Genomic DNA, 21,058 nt, shown 5'->3' with positions numbered 1-21,058 from the left:
ATCATTCTGGTTTAATGATTTTCGTCAAATGGCTTGTTTTTCCTACTTCAACATTTACAAGGAATAGCCCTGCATTTTGGTCAGAAAGATCAATGGACACATCCAGCTCTTTTTCCTCATACACATTTCTGAAAACCTCTAACCCTGTTAGGGTAAATACTCTAACTAAAATGAGCGTTTCGGTAGAAACCTCCACCTGAAGGTTAACTTTATCTTTTATTGGGTTAGGATATAGTTTAAGCTTACGAAGCTCAATCAACTCCTGGGACAATCTTTCCTGTTCGAACTTAGATTCAACAACCGATATTTGTTTAGATACTGAAGCAGTACATCCCCCATTGGAAATCTGTAGTGTGATTGTGTAGTCCCCGACTTCACGATATTGATGAATTGGGTTGTGTTCTAAACTGAAAACTCCATCACCAAATAACCAGATTGATTGCTCCGGCAAAGGCTCAGTCAATTGAACAATATTCACCAAGTCTCCCACTCCCACAACACTTGGCACAAGGAATGATGGATTCAATTGGTCAGTACTTTCAATTACTGTAACTGTATCACGATGAATACATCCTGCTTGAATTTCAACTTCCAGCCAGTAGATTCCAATCTCATTTACGGTAACCTCTCTGTCTGTAGATTCAAATCCAGTAGAAGAACCCCATTGATACCTTTCGGCCTCCACTCCTGCGTCTAATAGCAGACCAGATGAACTACAAAGTTGAGTTTCATTAGGTAGATCCAACGGGTTATTTTCATCAACGATAACCGTGATGGTATCTCGATTTGTACATCCAAGCTCATTGGTCACCTCCACCCAGTACATTCCGGGTGATCCTATAGATAAGGAACTTTGTGTAGAGCCATCTGACCAGAGGAAACTTGCAAAATTTCCTGGGCTTATTGTCTGAACTTCACCTACACAAAGGCTTAGATCTCCGCCTAGATCTGGATTTGGAAGGCCTTCAATCTGTACAAATATTTCGTCCTCACTCACACATCCTGTGCTAGTTTCAGTAACCCTTACAACATAACGTCCTGACCTATTAACTTCAATTGTTGGTGTAGTTTCAGCTGTCGACCATAAGTATGTAGCAGATGGGAACTCATTAGAACCGATAATGATTGATTCACAGGCTACAGTATCCGGTCCAAGATCAACCTTTAGCTCTGTATTTAATCTGACTTCTATGTCTTGTAAATCGATACATCCATCACTTGTGGAGATCTCAAGGTGAAGATTTATTGGAACCTCAGATGTTGATGAAACATTGAAAGTTCTTTCAGTAGATAAAACATCGCTGGTTATTGGGTCTGACCATTCATAATTGGCTCCTGGATTTTCAGCATCCAATGTAATGCTACTTCCACAAGATGAAACAACCTCACCAATTGGAATATCTGGCGTCTCCAAGACCGTTACACTATTGACTGTTGTTGCTGTACAACCATCTACTTTTGAAGTAACAGTAAGCGAAACTCCAATGCTTCCGAGCATATCGAAACTTTTGATTGGCATTGGATCAATCGAAATTGTGCCGTCACTAAAGGTCCAGAAAAATTCGTATAGGGTAGGATCAATTTCGGCAGCAGTACTTATGAATTGCAATTCTGTGAGCGAACAGACTTCATTTGATATGGAGATACCCTCAGTTCTAAATGAAGCATCGATTGCACCTATACACCCAGGATCACACGAAGTAATGACTCCTGTCGGGCTTATTATTTGATCGTCTCTTACCTCTACAAAGATTGAGTCCCTATTCACACACCCACCGGCATTAGTAACTTCAACCCAATATGAACCTGTTGTATTCACATAGATATTTGATTCAGTAGTTCCATTCGACCATAAATAGCTTGAAAAGGAACCAGCGTTTAGAGTTAATAGCTCACCAGAACATATTTGCCTATCTTCTCCCAAATTGATTGATGGGAGGTCAATAATGGTCACATTGATTACGTCTGTAGCTGTATTTGTGCAATCACCTCCATTATCAGTTACTGAGACCATGTATTCACCAGACTGAGTTACTTCAATGATTGGGTCCGTGCTAAAAGGTGTTGGATCACCATCTCTTGTCCATACATAGTCAGCCGTAGGAAACTCATTCGTGCCTATCACCGCTGAAACACAATCTTCTACATTAGGCCCCAATTCGATTTCGATATTTCCATTCAATGTAACTTGGATGGATTGAGAAATAGCACATCCTGAGCCACTCTCAATTTCCAGAACTATGTCTTGGACATCTCCATCGGAATCATCCATATTAAAAGTCCTGGTGATAGCAACATCACTTCCATTTACCCATCTATAGGTTACGCCAGCAATACCCTGGTTACCTGCATCTAAAGTCGTTGAGGAGGTGCAAAAAACAATTTGATCTCCGTACGGACTGACAGGAGTTTCTGTGATTGTTAAGGTGGTTATGTGCTCATCAAAGCAACCATCTGTTTTGGAGGTAACTCTCAATGTTACATCGATCATATCAACATCAGCGAAAGTCTTTACGGGATACGGTTCATTGGAAGTTCCATTATTCTCAAAAGTCCATTCATAGTCATAGGCACTTTCGTCCACTTGAGCAGCTGCACTAATAAACTGCACTTCTTGAAATTGGCAAGCTTCTGTGATATCTATACCCATTGCCTGAACAGTAAAGGTGGGGTCTACCGTACCGACACAGCCCGGATCGCAAAATCCATCTTCCCCTGGCTCTATCAAAATTTCTTCGCGTTCAGACGAACATCCTCCATCTGTCACTATCACCCAATATAAATCTGGTGTTGAGACCAACAGCGTAGATTCTGTCGATCCATCAGACCATTGATAGCTATCATGCACTCCAGCATCCAATGTAGTGGTATTATCAGGGCAAAGTTGTCGATCCGGACCTAAGTCAACCATTGGTCGTTGGATTATAGTGACCGTTATGACATCCATTGCAGTATTCGTGCAACCTCCGTCAGGGTCTGAAACAGAAAGCATGTAGTCACCAGATTCGGTTACTTGAATCATTGAATCATTGCTTATAGGTGTAGGGGCACCATCCTTTGTCCAAACATAGTTTGCAGAAGCAAAAATATTTGTACCAATCTCCGCTACACCACATGCTATCACATTCGATCCCAGGTCAAATGCTATGTCTTGATTCAATGTTACTTCAATCGTTTGTGTGGAGAAACATCCAGTTGCATTGGTGATTCTTAAGTTGATGGTCTGCACATCACCATTCACTGCATCAACTTCGTAGGTTGGCGTATTCTCCAAAAAATCTCCGTTTATGTCTGTCCATTCATACATATTTCCAGGAAGATCTCCTGGATCTAGAATTCCTGTAGAACCGCAAAACGTAGCTATTTCACCTAGTGAAATAATAGGTGATTGGCGGATATCAAGCGTTTGAGGTAATGATTGTAACTCGCAATCTGTTGTGCTCCTCCTCACGACTAATGATACGTCTATCAATACATCACTTTCAAAAGTTACAGTGGTATCACTTCTATTTGAAAATCCTCCGTCAATCCCATTAAATACCCACTTGTACTCATACAAATCTCCTACCTGGGCTTGCTGACTTGTCAACGTGATTGGATAACCCACGCAGCTTCCTGCTGCTGATATAAGACTTCCATCATATCTCATCTCAAAAGAAGGATCGGGTTCTGCAAATACCCTGATATTTTGTGATGTGGAAGCGATGCAACCTTTAGCTGTTTGAACGGTAAGTGTAACCGTGAAATCAGTGTCTTCGGTTACATTGTAACTTAGGTTTCCAATTTCTCCAAAGTCTGCGTTTATCAGATCTGAAGGTGTCAATTGCTCGAAGGTAGATGTTCGTCCATCCCCTAGATCCCAAATAAACGTTACGAAACTTCCATCACTATTTAGGAATTCAAGATCATCAGAAGGATCTAAGTAAAAACTTTCACCAGAACACAGAAAGTTGATTTCATCTCCATCTTCTGTATCCGTTATTTCAAACTCTCCTTCAGGGTTAGGTCCGATATTTATTACGTCAGTAAAAGTTTCCGTGCATCCGAACTCAGTAACAACATCTAAAATAACCGTGTAAGTACCTACCGAATCGTACGAAAAGACTGGTGTTTCGAAGGTATCACCATCAGTTAAATCAATAGGAAAATTAGTGCTCTCTCTGTTGACAAAATACCAGGTATACTTCTCGATTCTACCTTGAAACAATGGATCGATTGGATCTTCAACAATTGAAATTTGAAAAGAAATCTCTTCTCCCACACATGCTTCAGCGACATCTAAACCAAAAAAATCAGGCACTCCATCTCCAATTCCTGCTGCAGCGCCATTGGCATCCCATACAGGTTCGCTCCACACATTTACTTGAATCATTCTGGAGGTTTCACATCCTTTTACATTTCTGGCAACTAATGTATATAAGCCTTCATCTGTATCCGAGATGCTTCCAATGCTAATCGTATCATTCCTGAGCTTAGCTAGTTCAATTGGGTTTCCTTCAAACTCCCAGCTAAATTCTGTTAAATCATCTGAATTATATCCTAACTCAAATAAGCTTCCTGAACAAATGTTTATCTCAAATACCTCATTAGAAGCATCTATCCCAATATCATTGTTTAATGAAAATCGATTAACAGTCGTTACGGGTTTATTGATTTCGTTACACTCAGCCTCAGCAATTACAAAAAGGTTAGACGCATTTGGATTGGTGATCAGAGGAACGAGGCTTGTCCGGATTGGTTCAATAGGGATATTTGCAACTGTGTATGTAATGGTCGAATCATTTGTTTCGAATGCACCTCCATCCATTTTAGTCCAAGAGATACCATTGTCATTGGAGACATATAGTGCGCGGGGGGTGGGGACATCTGCCAAATCTTCCGAGAAGAAGTGTAGAACCACTTCATCTAATAAATCATCTTTCTGAAAAAAGTTCATTCGGTAAAGCCTGTCTGCTGTCACTCCATTCGCTACCTGAGTTTGCCCACTAGCAGGAGTATAAGTCGACTCTCTTAATACTTGAACACCAGTTCCACCATTTTCACCCTGTGCACTTTCTGGATAAGTGGTGCCCCACCCGATTCCAAATAGATTCCTTAAATCAAAACCTGAAGGGGTCTGAAAGAAAATGGAGTCACTTACATTTATATCTCCTGTGAAAACACCACCTTCAGTAACATAAATAATGGTATCAGCAATATTTTCTAAGGTAGGCATCTCAATTTCAACACTTCCTCCTTCGCCTATGACTAAGCGATTAGATTGTCTTTCACCAACTATAAAGCCGTTAGTTTCCATGATAATCTTATTACCCCCTACCATAATGTGGCCAAGATTTCCAGCATTAAACCTAATGGCACTGTCAACCCTCAATATAGATTGCTCAATGATCAAGCTATCTCCACCCTTTTCCATGAAAATGGACGGTATATATGACTCATAATTACTTATGATACGTTGATTTCCAGCACCCACAAAAACAACTGGACCTGGCCTTCCTATATCTAGAAAAACTCCTTTCTCCGAATTATTTACAATATCTCCCCCAATACGTATCGTTCCTGTATTTACTAATGTAGCCTCGTTGACATTTGGAGACTCATTCATAACAAGATTGCCGCTGATATAAAGCAGTGCATCTTTCTGGATGCTGATTTTCGTCCCTTCACTATAAATACTGGTCTGGGCAAAAATGCTAACAGAAAAAATGATCGATATAAGGCTTAAGGTAATTCTCACTTCCGACTCATAAATAGTTAAAGTTTCATAATAAATGCCAGTACATAATAGGGAGGTCTAATGTCGACAGAGCTTGGGCTGGCTGAGCCTGCATTTCCAGTATTTCCGTTTAAAGTATGACTGTGATTCCCGGATGCACCAGTTGTTTTATTCTGATTAGAATATCCATCAACCTGACCACCTCTATTTCCTGGATCTCCTTCTCGATTTGGGGTTGTTACCACATCATCTACATAAGAATGTGTATGTGAACCAGTTGTATTGGTTGTTAGATTTACCGGATGATTATGGGAAGGTATATTGGTAATGCCTAGTGTAACTGTTGGGTCTCCACCTCTTGCACCTTCCGTAGTTCCTCCTTCACTTATGTTGCCCGGATTATTGTAGTCTGAATCTCCAGCACTATAGGACACGATAAACCTACCTCTTAGATCCGGAGTGTTATTATTTCCATCACAAATTACCCACCCCTTAGGAGGGGTAGTTCCTGACCACATAGTAATCATTCCTTGAGGAGTAACTTGAACCCATTTATCAGGCCTACTTGCAGGTATATCCGGCAATGACTCATCCCAGTAAACAAAACCCTTGGAATAGGTATCATAGACTACTAGACCATCCGCTGGATTGTCAATATTTTCTATCGTATTATTTGATGGATCACTAGAAAGTCTGGGGATCAATAGCCCTTTATTATTTGAAGGAGGCTGAATATGCAAAATAGCACTTTCATTTGCTGAGCTTGCTCCAATAGCAACTCCATCTGCTTGTGCTTTTAATGTTATGCTGATTATTAACGAAAGCAGGTATATGAAAATAAGCTGGTAGGTTTTCATACTTATCGACTAAGACTTGATAAAATGCAAAATTATTCTAATTTATTACAATTAAGTATTTTATGTGTCTTTTATATGTCATTACTTTTTAATAATTATTTATGATTCTATTTGTAAACAACTAACAATTGTGAATACCTAGATATTTTTGCGGAAATTCAACTACTTTAAATGAGAGTTTACATATTAATACTTAGCTTTATTACACTTACCTCAGTTATTGGTCAGGAAAGTAGAGTTTTAGTTAGAAATAGTCCTGAAAACAGGGACACTCAAACTTCAATTCAAATCAAATGGTATTCTAACGAATTTCCTTTTTATACAGAAGGCAGCCATGTTTATAGGAGAAGATCAGGAACCATAAATTGGGAAAGGATCACAAATGAACCTGTTGCACAAGACGTGGAATTTGATACTGTTCGATATTATCAACTAGACCGTGATTTAGGTTTCTACACTGAGATAGTAAAAGGCGCAACACCGGAGCAATTGGAAGAATCTGGCTTTCTATTTGTTAACATCCTTATTAAATCATTTGAAAGTCAATTATTCGCTGAATTCATAGGGAATTTTTATGAGGACAGAAATGTCAGTCAAGGAGTCAGTTATGAATACAAAATTAACAAGATCTCAAATGGCAGAGAGTTGTACTTAGGTCAATCCCAAGCTATTGTGGCTGGTTCATATACATCTGAAAAAGCTGTAAGTGGTTTCTCGGTGGAGCAACAGGATACCACTTTTACCCTCGATTGGGAGGTAGATCCTGAGCTATTTTATGCAGTCAATATTTATCAATACACTGACTCCCTAGGCGAAATCAAAGTAAATGAAAATCCGCTGATGATGTCTGAAACTACCGACAGTCTTGGAAATGTGGGGTATGCATCTCCAAAATACACCATCAGAGACTTGAAGGTGGGCGGAACTTATGTTTATACAGTCAGCGGAAAAGACTTTTTTGGAAACGAGACGAAGCGAAGCAAAGAAATAATTATTAAGCTTGAAGACACTACGCCTCCTCCGGCACCCACAAGCTTTGAAGGCAAAGCCGATTCCATGAAAGTACATCTCAAATGGGAATTTGAGAAAACAAATGATTTTAGCGAGTTACGACTGTACAGATCTCCAGTAAGTGATGGTCCTTTTGAAATAATTCACACAACTACTTCCAAATTTTCTTACACTGATTCTTTATCAGTCCCTGGTCCATATTATTACATCATTGCCAATACTGACATTTATGGAAATGAAGGAGAATCACGAAAAATTTTCATTGAAGTTCAGGATGTATTTCCCCCAATGGCGCCAGAAGGGCTTACAATCAAAGCAGATACAGGAAAAATTTTTTTGGAGTGGAATGCCAATTTAGAGCCAGATTTAGCAGGATATTTAGTCTATCGGACTGTAGAAAAGGACAATAAAAAAAAATACGTCTTATTAAACAGTGATCCTCTTAAAGTCACATCATTAGAGCAGCCATTTCCAAAACAAGTAAAAAGCACTTTCTTCTACTATGTTGTTGCTATTGATACGGTTTATAATCGAAGTGATCCGTCTGAATTTGTCTTTGCACAATTACCTGATGTCATTGCTCCTGAAAGGCCTTTTATCAAACATCTGGATTATCAGAAAGAAAATGGTATAGTTATAGAGTGGGTTGCCAACTCAGATGCAGACCTCATGGGATATGAATTAATACGACTGGATTCAACGAATGCTGTTCCAAAAAAGGTCAATTCTCGATTAATCAATAAAGAATTGACAAAATTCACAGATCAATCATCGTTATATACAGACGAACTTTACTATCAATTAATTGCCATTGACAGTTCGGAAAACAGATCTGAACCTTCACTTCCGTTTGGCATTAGCTACCGCATAGAAGAAGAAAGCGTAAACAACACTTTCACCATTAAAGTTACTTCAGTAAAAAAGGGAAAAAGAATCACTTTAAAGTGGTTAGAAAAATCCGAAAACCTTCTGGGATATGTATTGTTCATCGGCTCAGATGCTGAAACTCTAAAACCTGCCACAGGTATTTTCAAAGAAAGTTACATAAAACTCAATTCTGATTTACTTTCAAATGAATTGGCCCAAATAAGGATGTACGAAACATCTGATAAATCTTCAAAATCCAATCTGATAGATTTATCAGATTATCGATAAAAACCTTTCACTTTAATCATTTCTTCTACCTGATCTGGCACAAGATACTTAATAGACTTGCCTTCCTTCAATAACTTTCTAATGAGAGTAGCGGAAATATCTACTTCAGGAGCTTCAATCATTTTCACTGATTTTTGATCAATGAGATCACTTGGTGCTGTATGGGGTCTCGGATACACAATCAACCCAAAGTGTTCTAGAATCTTTTGATAGTTTTTCCATTTAGGAAATGATTGAAGATTGTCTTCTCCAATTATTAAGTGGAATTTTTTATCCGGATGCTTTTCTTGAAGCAATGTCAATGTATCTATTGTGTAACTAGGGCGAGGCATATTAAATTCAATATCACTTGACCGAAATTTGTAGTCATCCTCGATTGCAGCATTAACCATATCTAGTCTATCAAATTCGTGCAACAGCTTTTTGTTTTTCTTAAATGGATTCTGCGGACTAACTACAAACCACACTTCTTCGACACTCGTGGTTTCTTTGACCAGAGAAGCAATGATCATGTGTCCGATATGAATTGGATTGAATGATCCAAAAAACAATCCTATCTCCATCATTGATAAATAAAAGATTTCACGATTGCTTCTGCCTCTCCTATTGCCTCATCAAGATCTTCATTAAGCACTACTGTGTCAAAATGTTTTTCTTCCCTCATCTCTTCTGCAGCTTTGTTTACTCTCATATTTAGAATCTCTTCACTCTCAGTATTCCTCATCTCAAGCCTATCTCTCAATACTTTTTCGTTCTTGACTTTTACAAAAATCGATATCGCCCTATCAGCTAGAATTTTTTTCAGCTTCTTCCCTCCCTTTACATCTACATCGAAGATCACATGATTCCCTTCAGACCATATTCTTTCTATTTCCTGCTTTAATGTACCATAAAATGTATCTGAGTACACCTCTTCCCATTCAAGCAATTCTTCTGAATTTAGTTTATTCTTGAAGTCTTGAATAGACAGGAAGTGGTAATCTCTACCATCGATTTCTGTGGGGCGTCTTTGTCTGGTAGTTGCAGAAATTGAGAATCTCAGACTTGGAATTCTATCCAATAAGCTATGCACTATTGTGGTTTTACCGGCACCTGAAGGTGCTGAGAAAATGATAGCCTTTCCTTTCATTTCGCAAAATTAACCCCAATATTTTGAGAGTCAATTTTTGAATCAAATTATCTAAAGCGAAAAATTATCTAAGAATTCTACCTCTTATCTCATTTGCCAAAGCACTTGGCACAGACCTGTCGTTTAGTTTTGTTTTAAGGAGTTGGCGTATTTGCTTCTCTACGTTGTAATGAGCAAAACATACCATGCATTTCTCAATATGTGAATTAAAAAATTCCTCTTGATGATGAGTCGCCTCATTATCCAGAATGAGGTTTAAAATCCTCAGGCACTTATCAAAATCACTGCAACCACAATCAGGACAATCTGACATTACGAAAATGTTGTTTTGTATTAGGATGTAATGGTTAATGAGTCGAAAAAGTTCAGATCAATTGTATCCCATTGATAATGCATAAGATTCAAGCTTCTCTCTCAGCAGATTACGGGCTCTATGAAGTCTCGACCTCACTGTTCCTATTGGAATGTCTAGAATCTTAGCCATCTCCTCGTATGTAAACCCTTCCAAATCGCATAAGATTACTACAGTCCTAAAATCAATAGCTAATGAGTTTAGTGCATTGCTAATTTCATCACCTATCATATCCTTGGTAGTCTCCATGCGAAGATCTACTGTTGCATTGCTTGGTGTGTCTTCCGAATTATAAAACTGCTCAACCTCTTGATAATCTACCTTAGAAGGTTGCTTACTTTTCTTGCGGTAGTCATTGATAAAGCTGTTTTTAAGAATTCTATATAACCAGGCTTTCGCATTAGTTCCTTCCTGAAACGAATTGATGAATCGGTAAGCCTTCATATATGTATCTTGAACCAAATCTTTTGCATCATCTTCATCGAAAGTTAATCGATAAGCAAAATTGTACATTGAATCTATGTGTGGCATAAATTCACCATCAAAAACATGCACTTTTTTTGCCTCAGAATATGTTCTTCTTACTGGATTATCTATTTGGTGTGTCATATTTCACAGATTTATATGTATGTACATCAGCATACGTTCTTGATTTAGATTTGTTCTAAATAAGGCATATATGTTGATAGATATTTAAATATGAACCTGAAATTCTAAAGAATGTTTGACTACTGACATTTTGAAACATTCTTTTCAATCAGGTTATCTATCTGTTAGCTTATCCAAAAGCCTGCCATACAAGATTTTCTGCCATAGCGTCAGTTTTCTTTGAAACAAAAAAAGGATTCCTCTTTTCAGAGAAATCCTTTTTAATAGATAAACTTTCTATCAATACCTGTAATACTCTGGCTTAAATGGTCCTTGTACTTCTACTCCAATATAATCTGCTTGGTCTTTCGATAATGAATCCAGCTCTACACCAATTTTAGCAAGGTGAAGTGCCGCTACTTTTTCATCCAAATGCTTAGGAAGCATGTATACTGCGTTATCATAATTTTCATAATTTTTCCAAAGCTCTAACTGTGCCAATGTCTGATTGGTAAACGAGTTTGACATTACAAAAGATGGATGGCCTGTTGCACAACCTAAGTTCACTAATCTTCCTTCAGCCAATACAATAATGTCATTACCATTTACATTGTACAAATCAACTTGCGGCTTGATTTCTATATGAGAATCACCATGATTCTTCTTCATCCATGCCATATCAATTTCATTGTCAAAGTGACCTATGTTACACACTATGACTTTATCTTTCATTTTCTCAAAGTGTTCACCTTTAATGATGTCTTTATTTCCAGTAGCCGTTACAATAATGTCAGCTCTAGAAACTGAATCAGACATTTTCTTCACTTCAAAACCATCCATTGCAGCTTGCAAGGCACAGATTGGATCAATTTCAGTCACAATTACTCTTACTCCAGCTCCACTTAAAGATGCAGCCGATCCTTTACCAACATCTCCATATCCTGCGACAACAGCTACTTTTCCTGCCAACATTACATCTGTAGCTCTCCTTATTGAATCAACTAAAGATTCTTTACAACCGTATTTGTTATCAAATTTTGACTTGGTTACAGAGTCATTCACATTAATGGCAGGCATTGGAAGTGTTCCATTTTTCATTCTTTCATAAAGCCTATGAACACCTGTTGTAGTTTCTTCTGATAGCCCTCTAATATCCTTAACAAGCTCAGGATATTTATCTAAAACTAAATTCGTTAAATCACCTCCGTCATCCAGAATCATATTGAGAGGTTTACCGTCTTCGAAAGCAAAAAGCGTCTGCTCTATACACCAATCAAACTCTTCATCATTCATGCCTTTCCAAGCATAAACGGGAACACCTGCTTTTGCAATCGCAGCTGCGGCATGGTCTTGTGTCGAAAAAATATTACATGATGACCAAGTAACATCAGCCCCTAATTCTACTAATGTTTCTATCAAAACTGCTGTTTGAATTGTCATGTGAAGACACCCTGCAATTCTTGCTCCTGCAAGAGGCTTGGCCTTGCCGTATTCCTCACGTAGAGCAATCAAACCTGGCATCTCAGCTTCAGCTAGTTCGATTTCTTTTCTCCCCCAATCAGCAAGGGCAATATCTTTAACTTTAAATTTTTCTGTCGTTACACTCATATTATCTATTTCTTGAGTTCCTTTTTTAATTTTGGGCTGCAAAGATATAACCATCAGGATTTATAAGTGTTCTGAATAGTCTATATTTTATGATTATTAGCCTATAAATTCAATCTCTTTTATTCTAAAAACGGCTTCCTCTATTGCTGTTTTGATTTTTAAATTTCCATTCTCGTCAATACCTGTAATTTCTCCTTCAAATACGCCATCAGCAGATTTGAATTGCCTCTTCTCTCCTCTCCACATCAAAATTTGATAATAATTTTCTAGAATATTTTTTTTCGAACCATTTTTAAACTTTAAATACCACTTTTCAACAAAAACTAAAAGCGATTCCATTATTTCCTTTCTGTCAAAAATTCTACCAGTTTGAATATGCAGTGAGCTGGCTGTAGATAGTGCAAAGTTTTTTTGATTGACGTTCAATCCAATACCGACTACCGCTGACTCTAATTTGTTTCCTCTTAGGTTACTTTCTATTAGAATTCCTGAAATTTTTTTATCGTTCACATACACATCATTAGGCCATTTAAGCTTCACTTGATCGCCTAAAAACACTTTAAGAGTATCCACAATTGCTAAGCCGGCTATGATGTTTAAATAGAATTGCTCTGAAATAGAAATGTATTTAGGTCGCAACAAAATCGACATAAGGATATTCTTTTCAGGTTCATCAATCCAAATGTTACCTCTCTGTCCCTTACCCTTTTGCTGATGATCGGTGTATAAGACAAGGCCTTCTGGTTCATGTGAATTACGAGCAATGTCTACTAACTCGCTGTTGGTAGAATGACATTGTGGCAGGAAAACTACTTTTTTACCTAAGAATAAGGGTTTGGCAAAGATTTTATGCAATAGAATTAATGTAAATTTGCGGCAAAATTAATTTGTAAAATATTAAGTGGATCAGCAGGTAAAGAAAGAGGTAAACTCTGATATATTAAGTGAGTGGGTTGTTGAGGGGATGCTGGATAAGAAAGCCCTTGATGTTGTAATAATGGACTTGCGTGAGATAAAGCATGCAATTGCCGATTACTTTGTCATCTGCAGTGGTAATTCTGATACTCAGATTGACGCGATTTCAGACTCAATAGAGGAACAAATTCATAAAAACTCTGGGCAGAATCCTTGGAAACGAGAGGGAAGACAAAACAAAGAGTGGATATTATTAGATTATGTAGATGTGGTAGCCCACGTTTTTAATAAAGAAAAGAGAACATTTTACGGATTGGAAGAGCTTTGGGGAGATGCGAAAATTACGCATGTAGAAGATAACTAATAACCATTCAAGCCGTTTAGCTAAAACAAAAAATTCACAGGAGAACAATAAGAATGCCCGATAAGAAAAGAAAAGATACGCCTAAACCAAGACCTGGATTCCAGGGATGGCTCATTGGAGGATTACTTGCACTTGTAATTGGATTAACTGTTTTTTCAAATGACAGTAGTACGGTAACTACTACTTTTCGGTCTTTTGAGAAGATGGTGAGATCAAACGATGTGCAAAAAGTATTGCTAATTAAAAATCAGGATTTTATAGAGATTACTCTGAAGCCTGAAGCACTAAGCAATACGAAATATAAAATTGAGCTTGAACAAAATAAAAGCATCTTAAGCTCAGGAACAGGCCCTCATTATAAAGTAGAGATCGTAAGTATTGAAAAATTCGTACGGGACTATGAGGAGTTAATGTCTGATTTACCTGAAGATCAACGTTTCGATTACAAGATTGAAGAGCGTGGGGATTACACTAGCATTTTCTTCAATTGGGGATTCCTAATCTTACTCATATTCGGATTTTGGTTCTTGATGAGAAGAATGACTGGAGGAGGGGGCCCTGGTGGGCAAATCTTCAATATTGGGAAATCAAGAGCATCTCTTTTTGATGCTGAAAATAAAGTTAAGATAACTTTTGCTGATGCAGCAGGTTTGGAAGAAGCAAAAGAAGAAATCAAAGAGATCGTTGAGTTCCTTCGAAATCCTGGAAAATTCACAAAACTTGGAGGTAAGATTCCAAAAGGGGCATTGTTAGTTGGCCCTCCTGGTACAGGGAAAACTTTGCTAGCCAAGGCAGTAGCCGGGGAAGCAGGAGTTCCATTCTTTACTCTTTCAGGATCAGACTTTGTTGAAATGTTTGTGGGGGTTGGTGCGGCTCGAGTAAGAGATTTGTTTAAGCAGGCCAAAGAAAAAGCTCCTTGTATTGTTTTTATTGATGAAATAGATGCGATAGGACGATCTAGAGGAAGAGGACAGATGCCTGGATCAAATGATGAGCGAGAGAATACTTTGAACTCATTGTTAGTAGAAATGGATGGTTTTTCTACAGATGCAGGTGTCATTATTCTAGCAGCTACGAACAGACCTGATGTTCTTGACTCAGCCTTATTGAGACCAGGACGTTTTGATAGACAAATAAGTATTGATAAGCCAGATATTGTAGGTAGAGAAGCAATATTCAAAGTACATATCAAGCCAATTCAATTGTCTAAAGACGTAGATTCCAGGAAATTGGCTGCCCAGACGCCAGGTTTTGCCGGAGCTGAAATTGCAAATGTCTGTAACGAAGCAGCATTGATTGCCGCCAGAAAAGATAAGTCAAAAGTAGACATGACAGACTTTCATGATGCGATAGATCGAGTAATCGGAGGTCTGGAGAAAAAGAATAAAATTATTTCCCCTGAAGAGAAAAAGATTGTTGCTTACCATGAGGCTGGACATGCGGTTGCCGGCTGGTTTCTAGAGCACGCTGATCCATTGGTTAAGGTAAGTATTGTCCCTCGTGGTGTAGCTGCATTGGGATATGCTCAATATCTTCCAAAGGAACAGTTCTTGTATCAGACAGAACAATTGATGGATGAGATGTGTATGGCACTTGGAGGTAGAGTTGCTGAAGATATCATATTCGGGAAAATATCTACAGGTGCTCTCAGTGATCTGGAACGAATTACAAAGCTTGCGTATAGTATTGTTACAGTGTACGGAATGAATGACAAGATTGGTAACGTGTCTTTCCACGATTCAAAACAATCTGATTATAATTTCACTAAACCGTACTCTGATGCTACCGCTGAGCTTATAGACAAAGAAGTGAAAGCTTTAATTGACAAAGCTTACGCCCGCACTAAAGAGCTCTTATTGTCCAAGAAGGATGAGCTTGAAATTCTTGCCAAAGAATTATTGAAAAGAGAAATCATTTTCCAATCAGATTTGGAAGGCTTAATTGGTAAGCGTCCATTCAAAGCTCAAACTACTTATGATGCCTTCACCAATGGCACTACTGATGAGGAAGAAGAAGAAAAGAAGAAGAATAAAGAAGAAGAAGGTTTAGACAAGGTAAAGAGCGAGGTAAAAGAGGCAGTGGAAAGTGAAGAATCTTCTACCGCTGAAGAAAATAAATAATTGATAAAGGTGAATCCTGAGCTTATCAGTTCATTTAAGGAGTTACCATCAAATAAGAAGATTTACTTCGCGAGTGATTTTCATCTTGGAGCTCCGAACGAACAAGAGAGCCTAGAACGAGAAAAGAAAATAGTAAAATGGCTGCAGCAGATATCTAAAGATGCTGCAGCTATTTTTTTGGTGGGTGACCTGTTCGATTTCTGGTTTGAATACAAATCAACTGTCCCTAAGGGGCATGTAAGGTTTTTGGGGGCCTTGGCTGAGCTTAAAGATCTAAATATTCCTATCATCATATTTGCAGGCAATCATGATTTATGGATGTCTGACTACTTCCCTCAGGAACTTAACATACCAGTCTATCACAAGCCAACCTCTATTGAGGTTAATGATATCAAATTGTTTATAGGTCATGGAGATGGACTTGGACCTGGAGATCGCCGCTTCAAATTCATCAAGAGAATATTTACAAACCCCATATTTCGATTGATGTTTCAGTGGCTTCATCCAAATTTGGGTGTTGGAGTAGCAAAATTTTGGAGTAGCAAAAGTAGAGACTTCAGCGACCAAAAAGATCAACCATTTAATCTTGATTCTGAAAGACTGTATCAGTTCTGTAAGAAAACTGAAGAATTGGATCATCATGACATTTACATATTTGGACACAGACATCTTCCATTACAATTGAAAATTAGTGACAACTCCGTATACTATAACTTAGGTGAATGGATCAATCATTGTACATATCTTGAATTCGATGGTAATGAAGCTAGTCTTAAAAGTTTTAATCCTTAGCCTAACTATCCTTCCCATTAGCCTTTGGGGGCAAGATTGGAAATTATTGAAGACAATGAAGCTGAACTCACAGCCCGTTGCTTTCTCAACAGATATTCAAGGGAATTTTTACCTTGGATTTCAGGATGGAAGGCTAATGAAGTTTGACCCAAATGGCATTAGGTTAGAAAATTTTGCGTTATCTAATAAGTCAGAGATAACCTTAGTTGATGTTCAAAATAATTTGAAGCCATTCTTATTTTATTTTGACAATCAACAGATAACTATTCTAGATCGATTTTCTTCTGTACCAAAAAATTATCATATAGGTGATTTTGGGCTGGGTTTGGTGAGTATAGCTTGCCCTGCTCCTGACGGAGACTTTTGGATTCTTGGAAACAATCCTCAAAGACTATTAAAGGTTAATACATTAAGAAAATCAATCGTATTGGAGGTTCAAGTTTCTCTCGGAGATACCGTTAAGCAAATGCAGACTTATCAAAACTTGCTTCTTATTGGTGATGAGGATGGATTGAAAATTTTTGACCAGTTTGGAGCGATCATTCATACGATCAATATTGAAGCGCTAACAAATTTTCAAGTCATTAACGAAGAAATCTATGTTTACTCTTCAGAGTGGATTTATATAATCAATCCTTTTAAAGGAAATATTATATCCAAGCTATCTATGCCCGACATTCAATCTTCCGCGATGTTGAAAATAAAGAATGATTTTATTACAATTCAATCCAAGAAGGTAATTTTTTTTCAAAAATAGAACTATTATTTACCTCGATATAAGTCCAGGATTCTTTTTCTTAAAACAATCGTGTATTTAGCATTTATTAGTTGTGCCTCAGCCCTATTCTTATTATTCAAACTTTCTAGATAAGAATAGAAATCCGTATTCCCAGTTTCGAAACGCTTCTTGATAAACTCAAAAGTTTGATTTAAGGCTTCATAATTTTCTTGAGCTGTCTTAAAAGAAGTTTGAGCCGAGACCAAATCTAAATAATCACGTTGTGCTGCATTCGTAACGTCAAGTAACGCTTGATCATTTTGAAGTTGCGCGTTAAGCATTGCAACTTTTGAATTATCGATATTATTCTGATTTTGATACCTACTAAAAAGGGGTATATTGATTGATGCATTTACAAAATTGGTGGTGTTATTCTGAATCTGACTAGTGTATTCTACCTCCGAAGTAGAGGCAAAATTGCGCTCATGTTGTCCAAAAATAGATACAGTTGGATATCGGGAACTTTTTGTTTGTTTAAATTGAGATAGAGCTGCTACTTGACTTTCATTAGCACTTTTTAATCTGAACGAATAATTCAGTATTTCTTGCATAACTATTTCATAAGAATCATATTCAACCAATATCTCAATATCATCAATGTTTAATTGTTCTATTTGAATACCTGAATAACTCTCAATTTGTATTGATTGCAATAGACTCAACAAATCTGACTGATATTGATTTTTTAGCGTTACATTATTCAATCGTTCATTGGCCACTTGTGATTGAAAATTATACACTGTCTCTAGGTTTCCAACTCCTACCGAAACCCTTTTCTTTTCTCTATCCAGTTGTTCCTCTAAAAATTCTAATCTTTGATCTGAGATGCGAACATTCTCGGTATCTACTAAAACATTGAGATAATTTCTAATAACGGTTGCCTTGATATCAATTTTACTATCCTCTAGTTGATACAATGAAGATTCATATTGATGCTTCATAGTATTCAACAAATGATGATTTGCGAAAGCATTAAATAAAATCAAATTCGAATTGATATTAGGACTTGATCGCCTACTTGTAGAGTTTACTACTTGTCCAGCATTGTTTATCGCTGAACCATCAATTATTAAATAATTATATCGGGCGCTAAGATTAGGTAGAAAATTGTAATATGCCTGTCTTCTATTAGATTTTGCCCCAATCAAGTTATTTTGATTTTGCTTAATTGTCAGATTTCTGCTACTCGCCATATCAATACACTCTTGGAGAGTAAGGATTCTATCAGAATCTTGTGCATCAACAGAGATTCCAATTAATAAAATAAGTCCGAAAATGAATTTTCGCATGATATAAGGTCTTTTATCTAGGTTTTCAGATACAGCTGCCCCAACCCACCCACGAAGGATGGGAAGGGATAACTGATTATTTGTAAGTATGAAGAGTACTTACACTAAAGCTTCTTTCGCATTGATATTTTCAGATACGATCTGACCATCAAACAAGTGGATCACTCTATGAGAGTACTCTGCGTCAAGTGGAGAGTGTGTAACCATGATTACAGTAGTCCCAGCTTCATTAAGCTCTGTAAGTAGGTTCATCACTTCTTGTCCGTTTGCAGAATCTAAGTTACCTGTTGGCTCATCCGCAAGTATCAATTTAGGTTTAGCAACTACTGCTCTTGAAATAGCTACACGTTGTTGCTGACCTCCCGATAGCTGCTGAGGGAAGTGATTTCTTCTGTGCATAATTTTCATATGCTCCATCACCTCTTCTACCCTTTTCTTACGCTCAGCAGCAGAATACTTCAAGTAAATCAATGGTAATTCGATGTTTTCAAACACTGTAAGTTCATCGATCAGATTAAAGCTCTGGAATACAAATCCAATATTCGCTTTTCTAAGATCCGCTCGCTGACGTTCCTTGTAATCAGAAATTTCAAGATCAGTAAAATGAAATTCACCTTCAGAGGGATTATCCAATAGTCCTATTATATTGAGTAATGTTGATTTACCACAACCAGAAGGGCCCATAATGGCAACAAATTCTCCTTCTTTGATTTCCATATTCACTCCAGCCAATGCTGTAGTTTCAATTTCATCTGTGTAGTAAAATTTCTTTAAATCGTTTGTTTTAATAAGTGCTTTAGCGTTTTCCATGATTTATTGAGTTTAGTCTTTTGGGTTCGAATAAAATACTTTCTTTTTTTTAATAAGTTACTTAACTACGAGAATATCCTTGTCTTCATACCCTCTGTATGAAGAGACAACAACTTTCTCTCCAGGTTGCAATCCTTCCACAACTTCGTAATATCTCTGATTTTGTCTACCTAATCTAATATCACGACGTACAGCTTCAGTTTCATCTTCATTCACTACGAAAATCCAGTTTCCTCCCGTAGTTTGATAAAAGCTTCCTCTTGGTATCTGCACCGCAGTGATGTTTTCACTTAGTTGTAATCTAATCTGAAGTGTTTGGCCTCTGCGTATTCTCTCAGGAATAGAATCGAAAGCCATGTCTACTTCAAATAGTCCATTATTAACTTCTGGATACACTTTTGTAATCCCCAAGCCAAAATCATCCCCTGCTAAAGTGAAGGTTCCGCGCAAGCCTGCATATATTCTAGATATATAATGTTCGTCAATAGTTGCACGAACCTTAAATCCATTTAAATCATCTATCTGTCCAATGTTCTGACCAGTACCTATTGACTCACCAACTTCTACATTAACTGTAGACAATCTTCCGTCAATTGGAGCCTTGATATATAGATTCTCTAAATTTCTCTTGATCATGTCAAGATTATCTCTGGTTCTAATAAGTGTCTGTTCTGTTTGTCTAATCTGAAGTCTTGCATTTAACGAATCAAATCTGTTGGACTCGATTTGTATTTCCCTGTTGTCTTTCAAGCGATTATACTCTCTTTTGAGATTCAAGAATTCTTGCTCTGAGATAATCTTATCCTCATAAAGCTTTTTCCCCCTCTCAAAAGCATCATTGGCAGCATCTATTTGGTAGTCTAATTCTAAAAGACTTCTTTTCAAGTCGAATTGATTTCGCTGAAGACTTAGTTTGGTATTTTCAAGATTGTTGACCAAAATAGAAGCCTGAGTCTCCTCTCGAACAAAACTTTGAATAAGATCATTATTTGCGAGTGTCAGAATCGTATCACCTTTTTTCAAGAGTATACCTCCATCATAAAATTTCTGTGCTACCACACCTCCTTCAATGGCATCAAGTCTAATCGTCAATATTGGAAGAACATTCCCATCCACTGGAATGAATTCTTGAAAATCTCCTTCGTGAACGGGAGCAATATTTATTTTATTTCTTTCAACGTTAAGTCTTGTTCCCCCACCAGAGAGAAAGAAATTATATCCAATAAAAATTATTAGAAGTGCTACTCCTGCATAAATCGCAATCTTCTTAGCAGTCCACTTTTTCTTTTTGATCTTTTTGTCCATTGAAGTTTTGGTCGTTAAGGTTTTCGATCGACCACTATGCCAAGAAAAATGCCATTAATCATAAAGACTTAAAAAACAGGTACTTAAGTGTGTTTTCCCTAGAAATTGTAAGAAAGCTCTGTACAGTTTGATACAGAAAAGTGTTCGCTTTCGATCATGAATGAAGTAGAAATGGTATGTAGAGGAGGAAGAGTATTACCCGAAAGGCATAAAAAAAGGTTCAGGAGGACTAACACCTGAACCCAAAGGTCAAAAACTCAAAATAAAAA

General features: G+C 37.4%; 15 protein-coding genes. 5 read left to right on the top strand and 10 right to left on the bottom strand.

The annotated features are described in order from the left end of the window. Window position 1 precedes the first annotated feature (1 nt). Window positions 2–5,737 (bottom strand): T9SS type A sorting domain-containing protein, encoded by a 5,736-nt coding sequence (locus tag ABJQ32_20090; GenBank protein MEP5291968.1) that lies wholly within the window; start codon window positions 5,735–5,737, stop codon window positions 2–4. A gap of 17 nt (window positions 5,738–5,754) precedes the next feature. After that, window positions 5,755–6,573 (bottom strand): hypothetical protein, encoded by an 819-nt coding sequence (locus ABJQ32_20085; GenBank protein ID MEP5291967.1) that lies wholly within the window; start codon window positions 6,571–6,573, stop codon window positions 5,755–5,757. Window positions 6,574–6,744: 171 nt separating this feature from the next. On the opposite strand from ABJQ32_20085, the gene ABJQ32_20080 reads away from it, so the two are divergent. After that, complete coding sequence (locus tag ABJQ32_20080; protein ID MEP5291966.1) at window positions 6,745–8,739, top strand: hypothetical protein; 1,995 nt, start codon at window positions 6,745–6,747, stop codon at window positions 8,737–8,739. Here the strand turns inward: ABJQ32_20080 and nadD are convergent. From nadD to ABJQ32_20055, 5 genes are all read right to left on the bottom strand, one after another. Beyond that, window positions 8,730–9,305 (bottom strand): nicotinate (nicotinamide) nucleotide adenylyltransferase, encoded by a 576-nt coding sequence (nadD, locus tag ABJQ32_20075; GenBank protein MEP5291965.1) that lies wholly within the window; start codon window positions 9,303–9,305, stop codon window positions 8,730–8,732. The two genes, ABJQ32_20080 and nadD, sit on opposite strands and share 10 nt — an antisense overlap. Next, window positions 9,302–9,868 carry a guanylate kinase gene (gene gmk / locus ABJQ32_20070; GenBank protein ID MEP5291964.1) on the bottom strand — a complete coding sequence of 189 codons (567 nt, stop codon included), beginning with the start codon at window positions 9,866–9,868 and terminating at the stop codon, window positions 9,302–9,304. The genes nadD and gmk overlap by 4 nt, the downstream gene beginning before the upstream one ends. Before the next feature lie 370 nt (window positions 9,869–10,238). Beyond that, entirely contained in the window at window positions 10,239–10,829 is a 591-nt protein-coding gene (locus ABJQ32_20065; GenBank protein ID MEP5291963.1) for a sigma-70 family RNA polymerase sigma factor, read from the bottom strand. Between the two features lie 279 nt (window positions 10,830–11,108). Then, entirely contained in the window at window positions 11,109–12,416 is a 1,308-nt protein-coding gene (gene ahcY, locus ABJQ32_20060; protein MEP5291962.1) for an adenosylhomocysteinase, read from the bottom strand. A gap of 96 nt (window positions 12,417–12,512) precedes the next feature. After that, a complete protein-coding gene (locus ABJQ32_20055; GenBank protein ID MEP5291961.1) occupies window positions 12,513–13,271 on the bottom strand; it encodes a biotin--[acetyl-CoA-carboxylase] ligase in 759 nt (252 codons plus the stop codon). 46 nt (window positions 13,272–13,317) lie between these two features. Here ABJQ32_20055 and rsfS point away from each other — a divergent pair, with 46 nt between their 5' ends. The 4 genes from rsfS to ABJQ32_20035 are packed head-to-tail and all read left to right on the top strand — an operon-like array spanning window position 13,318 to window position 17,364. Further along, a complete protein-coding gene (gene rsfS, locus ABJQ32_20050; GenBank protein MEP5291960.1) occupies window positions 13,318–13,695 on the top strand; it encodes a ribosome silencing factor in 378 nt (125 codons plus the stop codon). 53 nt (window positions 13,696–13,748) lie between these two features. Next, window positions 13,749–15,815: an ATP-dependent zinc metalloprotease FtsH gene (gene ftsH, locus ABJQ32_20045; GenBank protein ID MEP5291959.1), complete on the top strand. Its 2,067-nt coding sequence runs from the start codon at window positions 13,749–13,751 to the stop codon at window positions 15,813–15,815. 9 nt (window positions 15,816–15,824) lie between these two features. Beyond that, complete coding sequence (locus tag ABJQ32_20040; protein ID MEP5291958.1) at window positions 15,825–16,607, top strand: UDP-2,3-diacylglucosamine diphosphatase; 783 nt, start codon at window positions 15,825–15,827, stop codon at window positions 16,605–16,607. Then, window positions 16,576–17,364 (top strand): hypothetical protein, encoded by a 789-nt coding sequence (locus ABJQ32_20035; protein ID MEP5291957.1) that lies wholly within the window; start codon window positions 16,576–16,578, stop codon window positions 17,362–17,364. Before ABJQ32_20040 ends, ABJQ32_20035 begins: the two co-directional genes overlap by 32 nt. A 5-nt stretch (window positions 17,365–17,369) precedes the next feature. On the opposite strand, the gene ABJQ32_20030 is transcribed toward ABJQ32_20035, so the two are convergent. From ABJQ32_20030 to ABJQ32_20020, 3 genes are all read right to left on the bottom strand, one after another. Beyond that, on the bottom strand, window positions 17,370–18,674 hold the full coding sequence (locus tag ABJQ32_20030; GenBank protein ID MEP5291956.1) for a TolC family protein: 1,305 nt from the start codon (window positions 18,672–18,674) through the stop codon (window positions 17,370–17,372). Window positions 18,675–18,773: 99 nt separating this feature from the next. Then, window positions 18,774–19,484 (bottom strand): ABC transporter ATP-binding protein, encoded by a 711-nt coding sequence (locus tag ABJQ32_20025; GenBank protein ID MEP5291955.1) that lies wholly within the window; start codon window positions 19,482–19,484, stop codon window positions 18,774–18,776. 57 nt (window positions 19,485–19,541) lie between these two features. Then, a complete protein-coding gene (locus tag ABJQ32_20020; protein ID MEP5291954.1) occupies window positions 19,542–20,789 on the bottom strand; it encodes an efflux RND transporter periplasmic adaptor subunit in 1,248 nt (415 codons plus the stop codon). Between the last annotated feature and the right edge of the window lie 269 nt (window positions 20,790–21,058).

This window comes from Marinobacter alexandrii, from assembly GCA_039984955.1.
In the GTDB taxonomy this organism is placed as follows: domain Bacteria; phylum Bacteroidota; class Bacteroidia; order Cytophagales; family Cyclobacteriaceae; genus Ekhidna.
The sequence above is the reverse complement of the archived record's forward strand: the minus strand, read 5'-3'. Positions and strand labels throughout refer to the sequence as shown.

Bases quoted from the DNA above. Each gene is read 5' to 3' on its own strand.
- ABJQ32_20085 (MEP5291967.1), bottom strand. From the start codon at position 6,573: ATGAAAACCTACCAGCTTATTTTCATATACCTGCTTTCGTTAATAATC.
- ABJQ32_20080 (MEP5291966.1), top strand. From the start codon at position 6,745: ATGAGAGTTTACATATTAATACTTAGCTTTATTACACTTACCTCAGTT.
- nadD (MEP5291965.1), bottom strand. From the start codon at position 9,305: ATGATGGAGATAGGATTGTTTTTTGGATCATTCAATCCAATTCATATC.
- gmk (MEP5291964.1), bottom strand. From the start codon at position 9,868: ATGAAAGGAAAGGCTATCATTTTCTCAGCACCTTCAGGTGCCGGTAAA.
- ABJQ32_20065 (MEP5291963.1), bottom strand. From the start codon at position 10,829: ATGACACACCAAATAGATAATCCAGTAAGAAGAACATATTCTGAGGCA.
- ahcY (MEP5291962.1), bottom strand. From the start codon at position 12,416: ATGAGTGTAACGACAGAAAAATTTAAAGTTAAAGATATTGCCCTTGCT.
- ftsH (MEP5291959.1), top strand. From the start codon at position 13,749: ATGCCCGATAAGAAAAGAAAAGATACGCCTAAACCAAGACCTGGATTC.
- ABJQ32_20035 (MEP5291957.1), top strand. From the start codon at position 16,576: ATGAAGCTAGTCTTAAAAGTTTTAATCCTTAGCCTAACTATCCTTCCC.
- ABJQ32_20030 (MEP5291956.1), bottom strand. From the start codon at position 18,674: ATGCGAAAATTCATTTTCGGACTTATTTTATTAATTGGAATCTCTGTT.
- ABJQ32_20025 (MEP5291955.1), bottom strand. From the start codon at position 19,484: ATGGAAAACGCTAAAGCACTTATTAAAACAAACGATTTAAAGAAATTT.
- ABJQ32_20020 (MEP5291954.1), bottom strand. From the start codon at position 20,789: ATGGACAAAAAGATCAAAAAGAAAAAGTGGACTGCTAAGAAGATTGCG.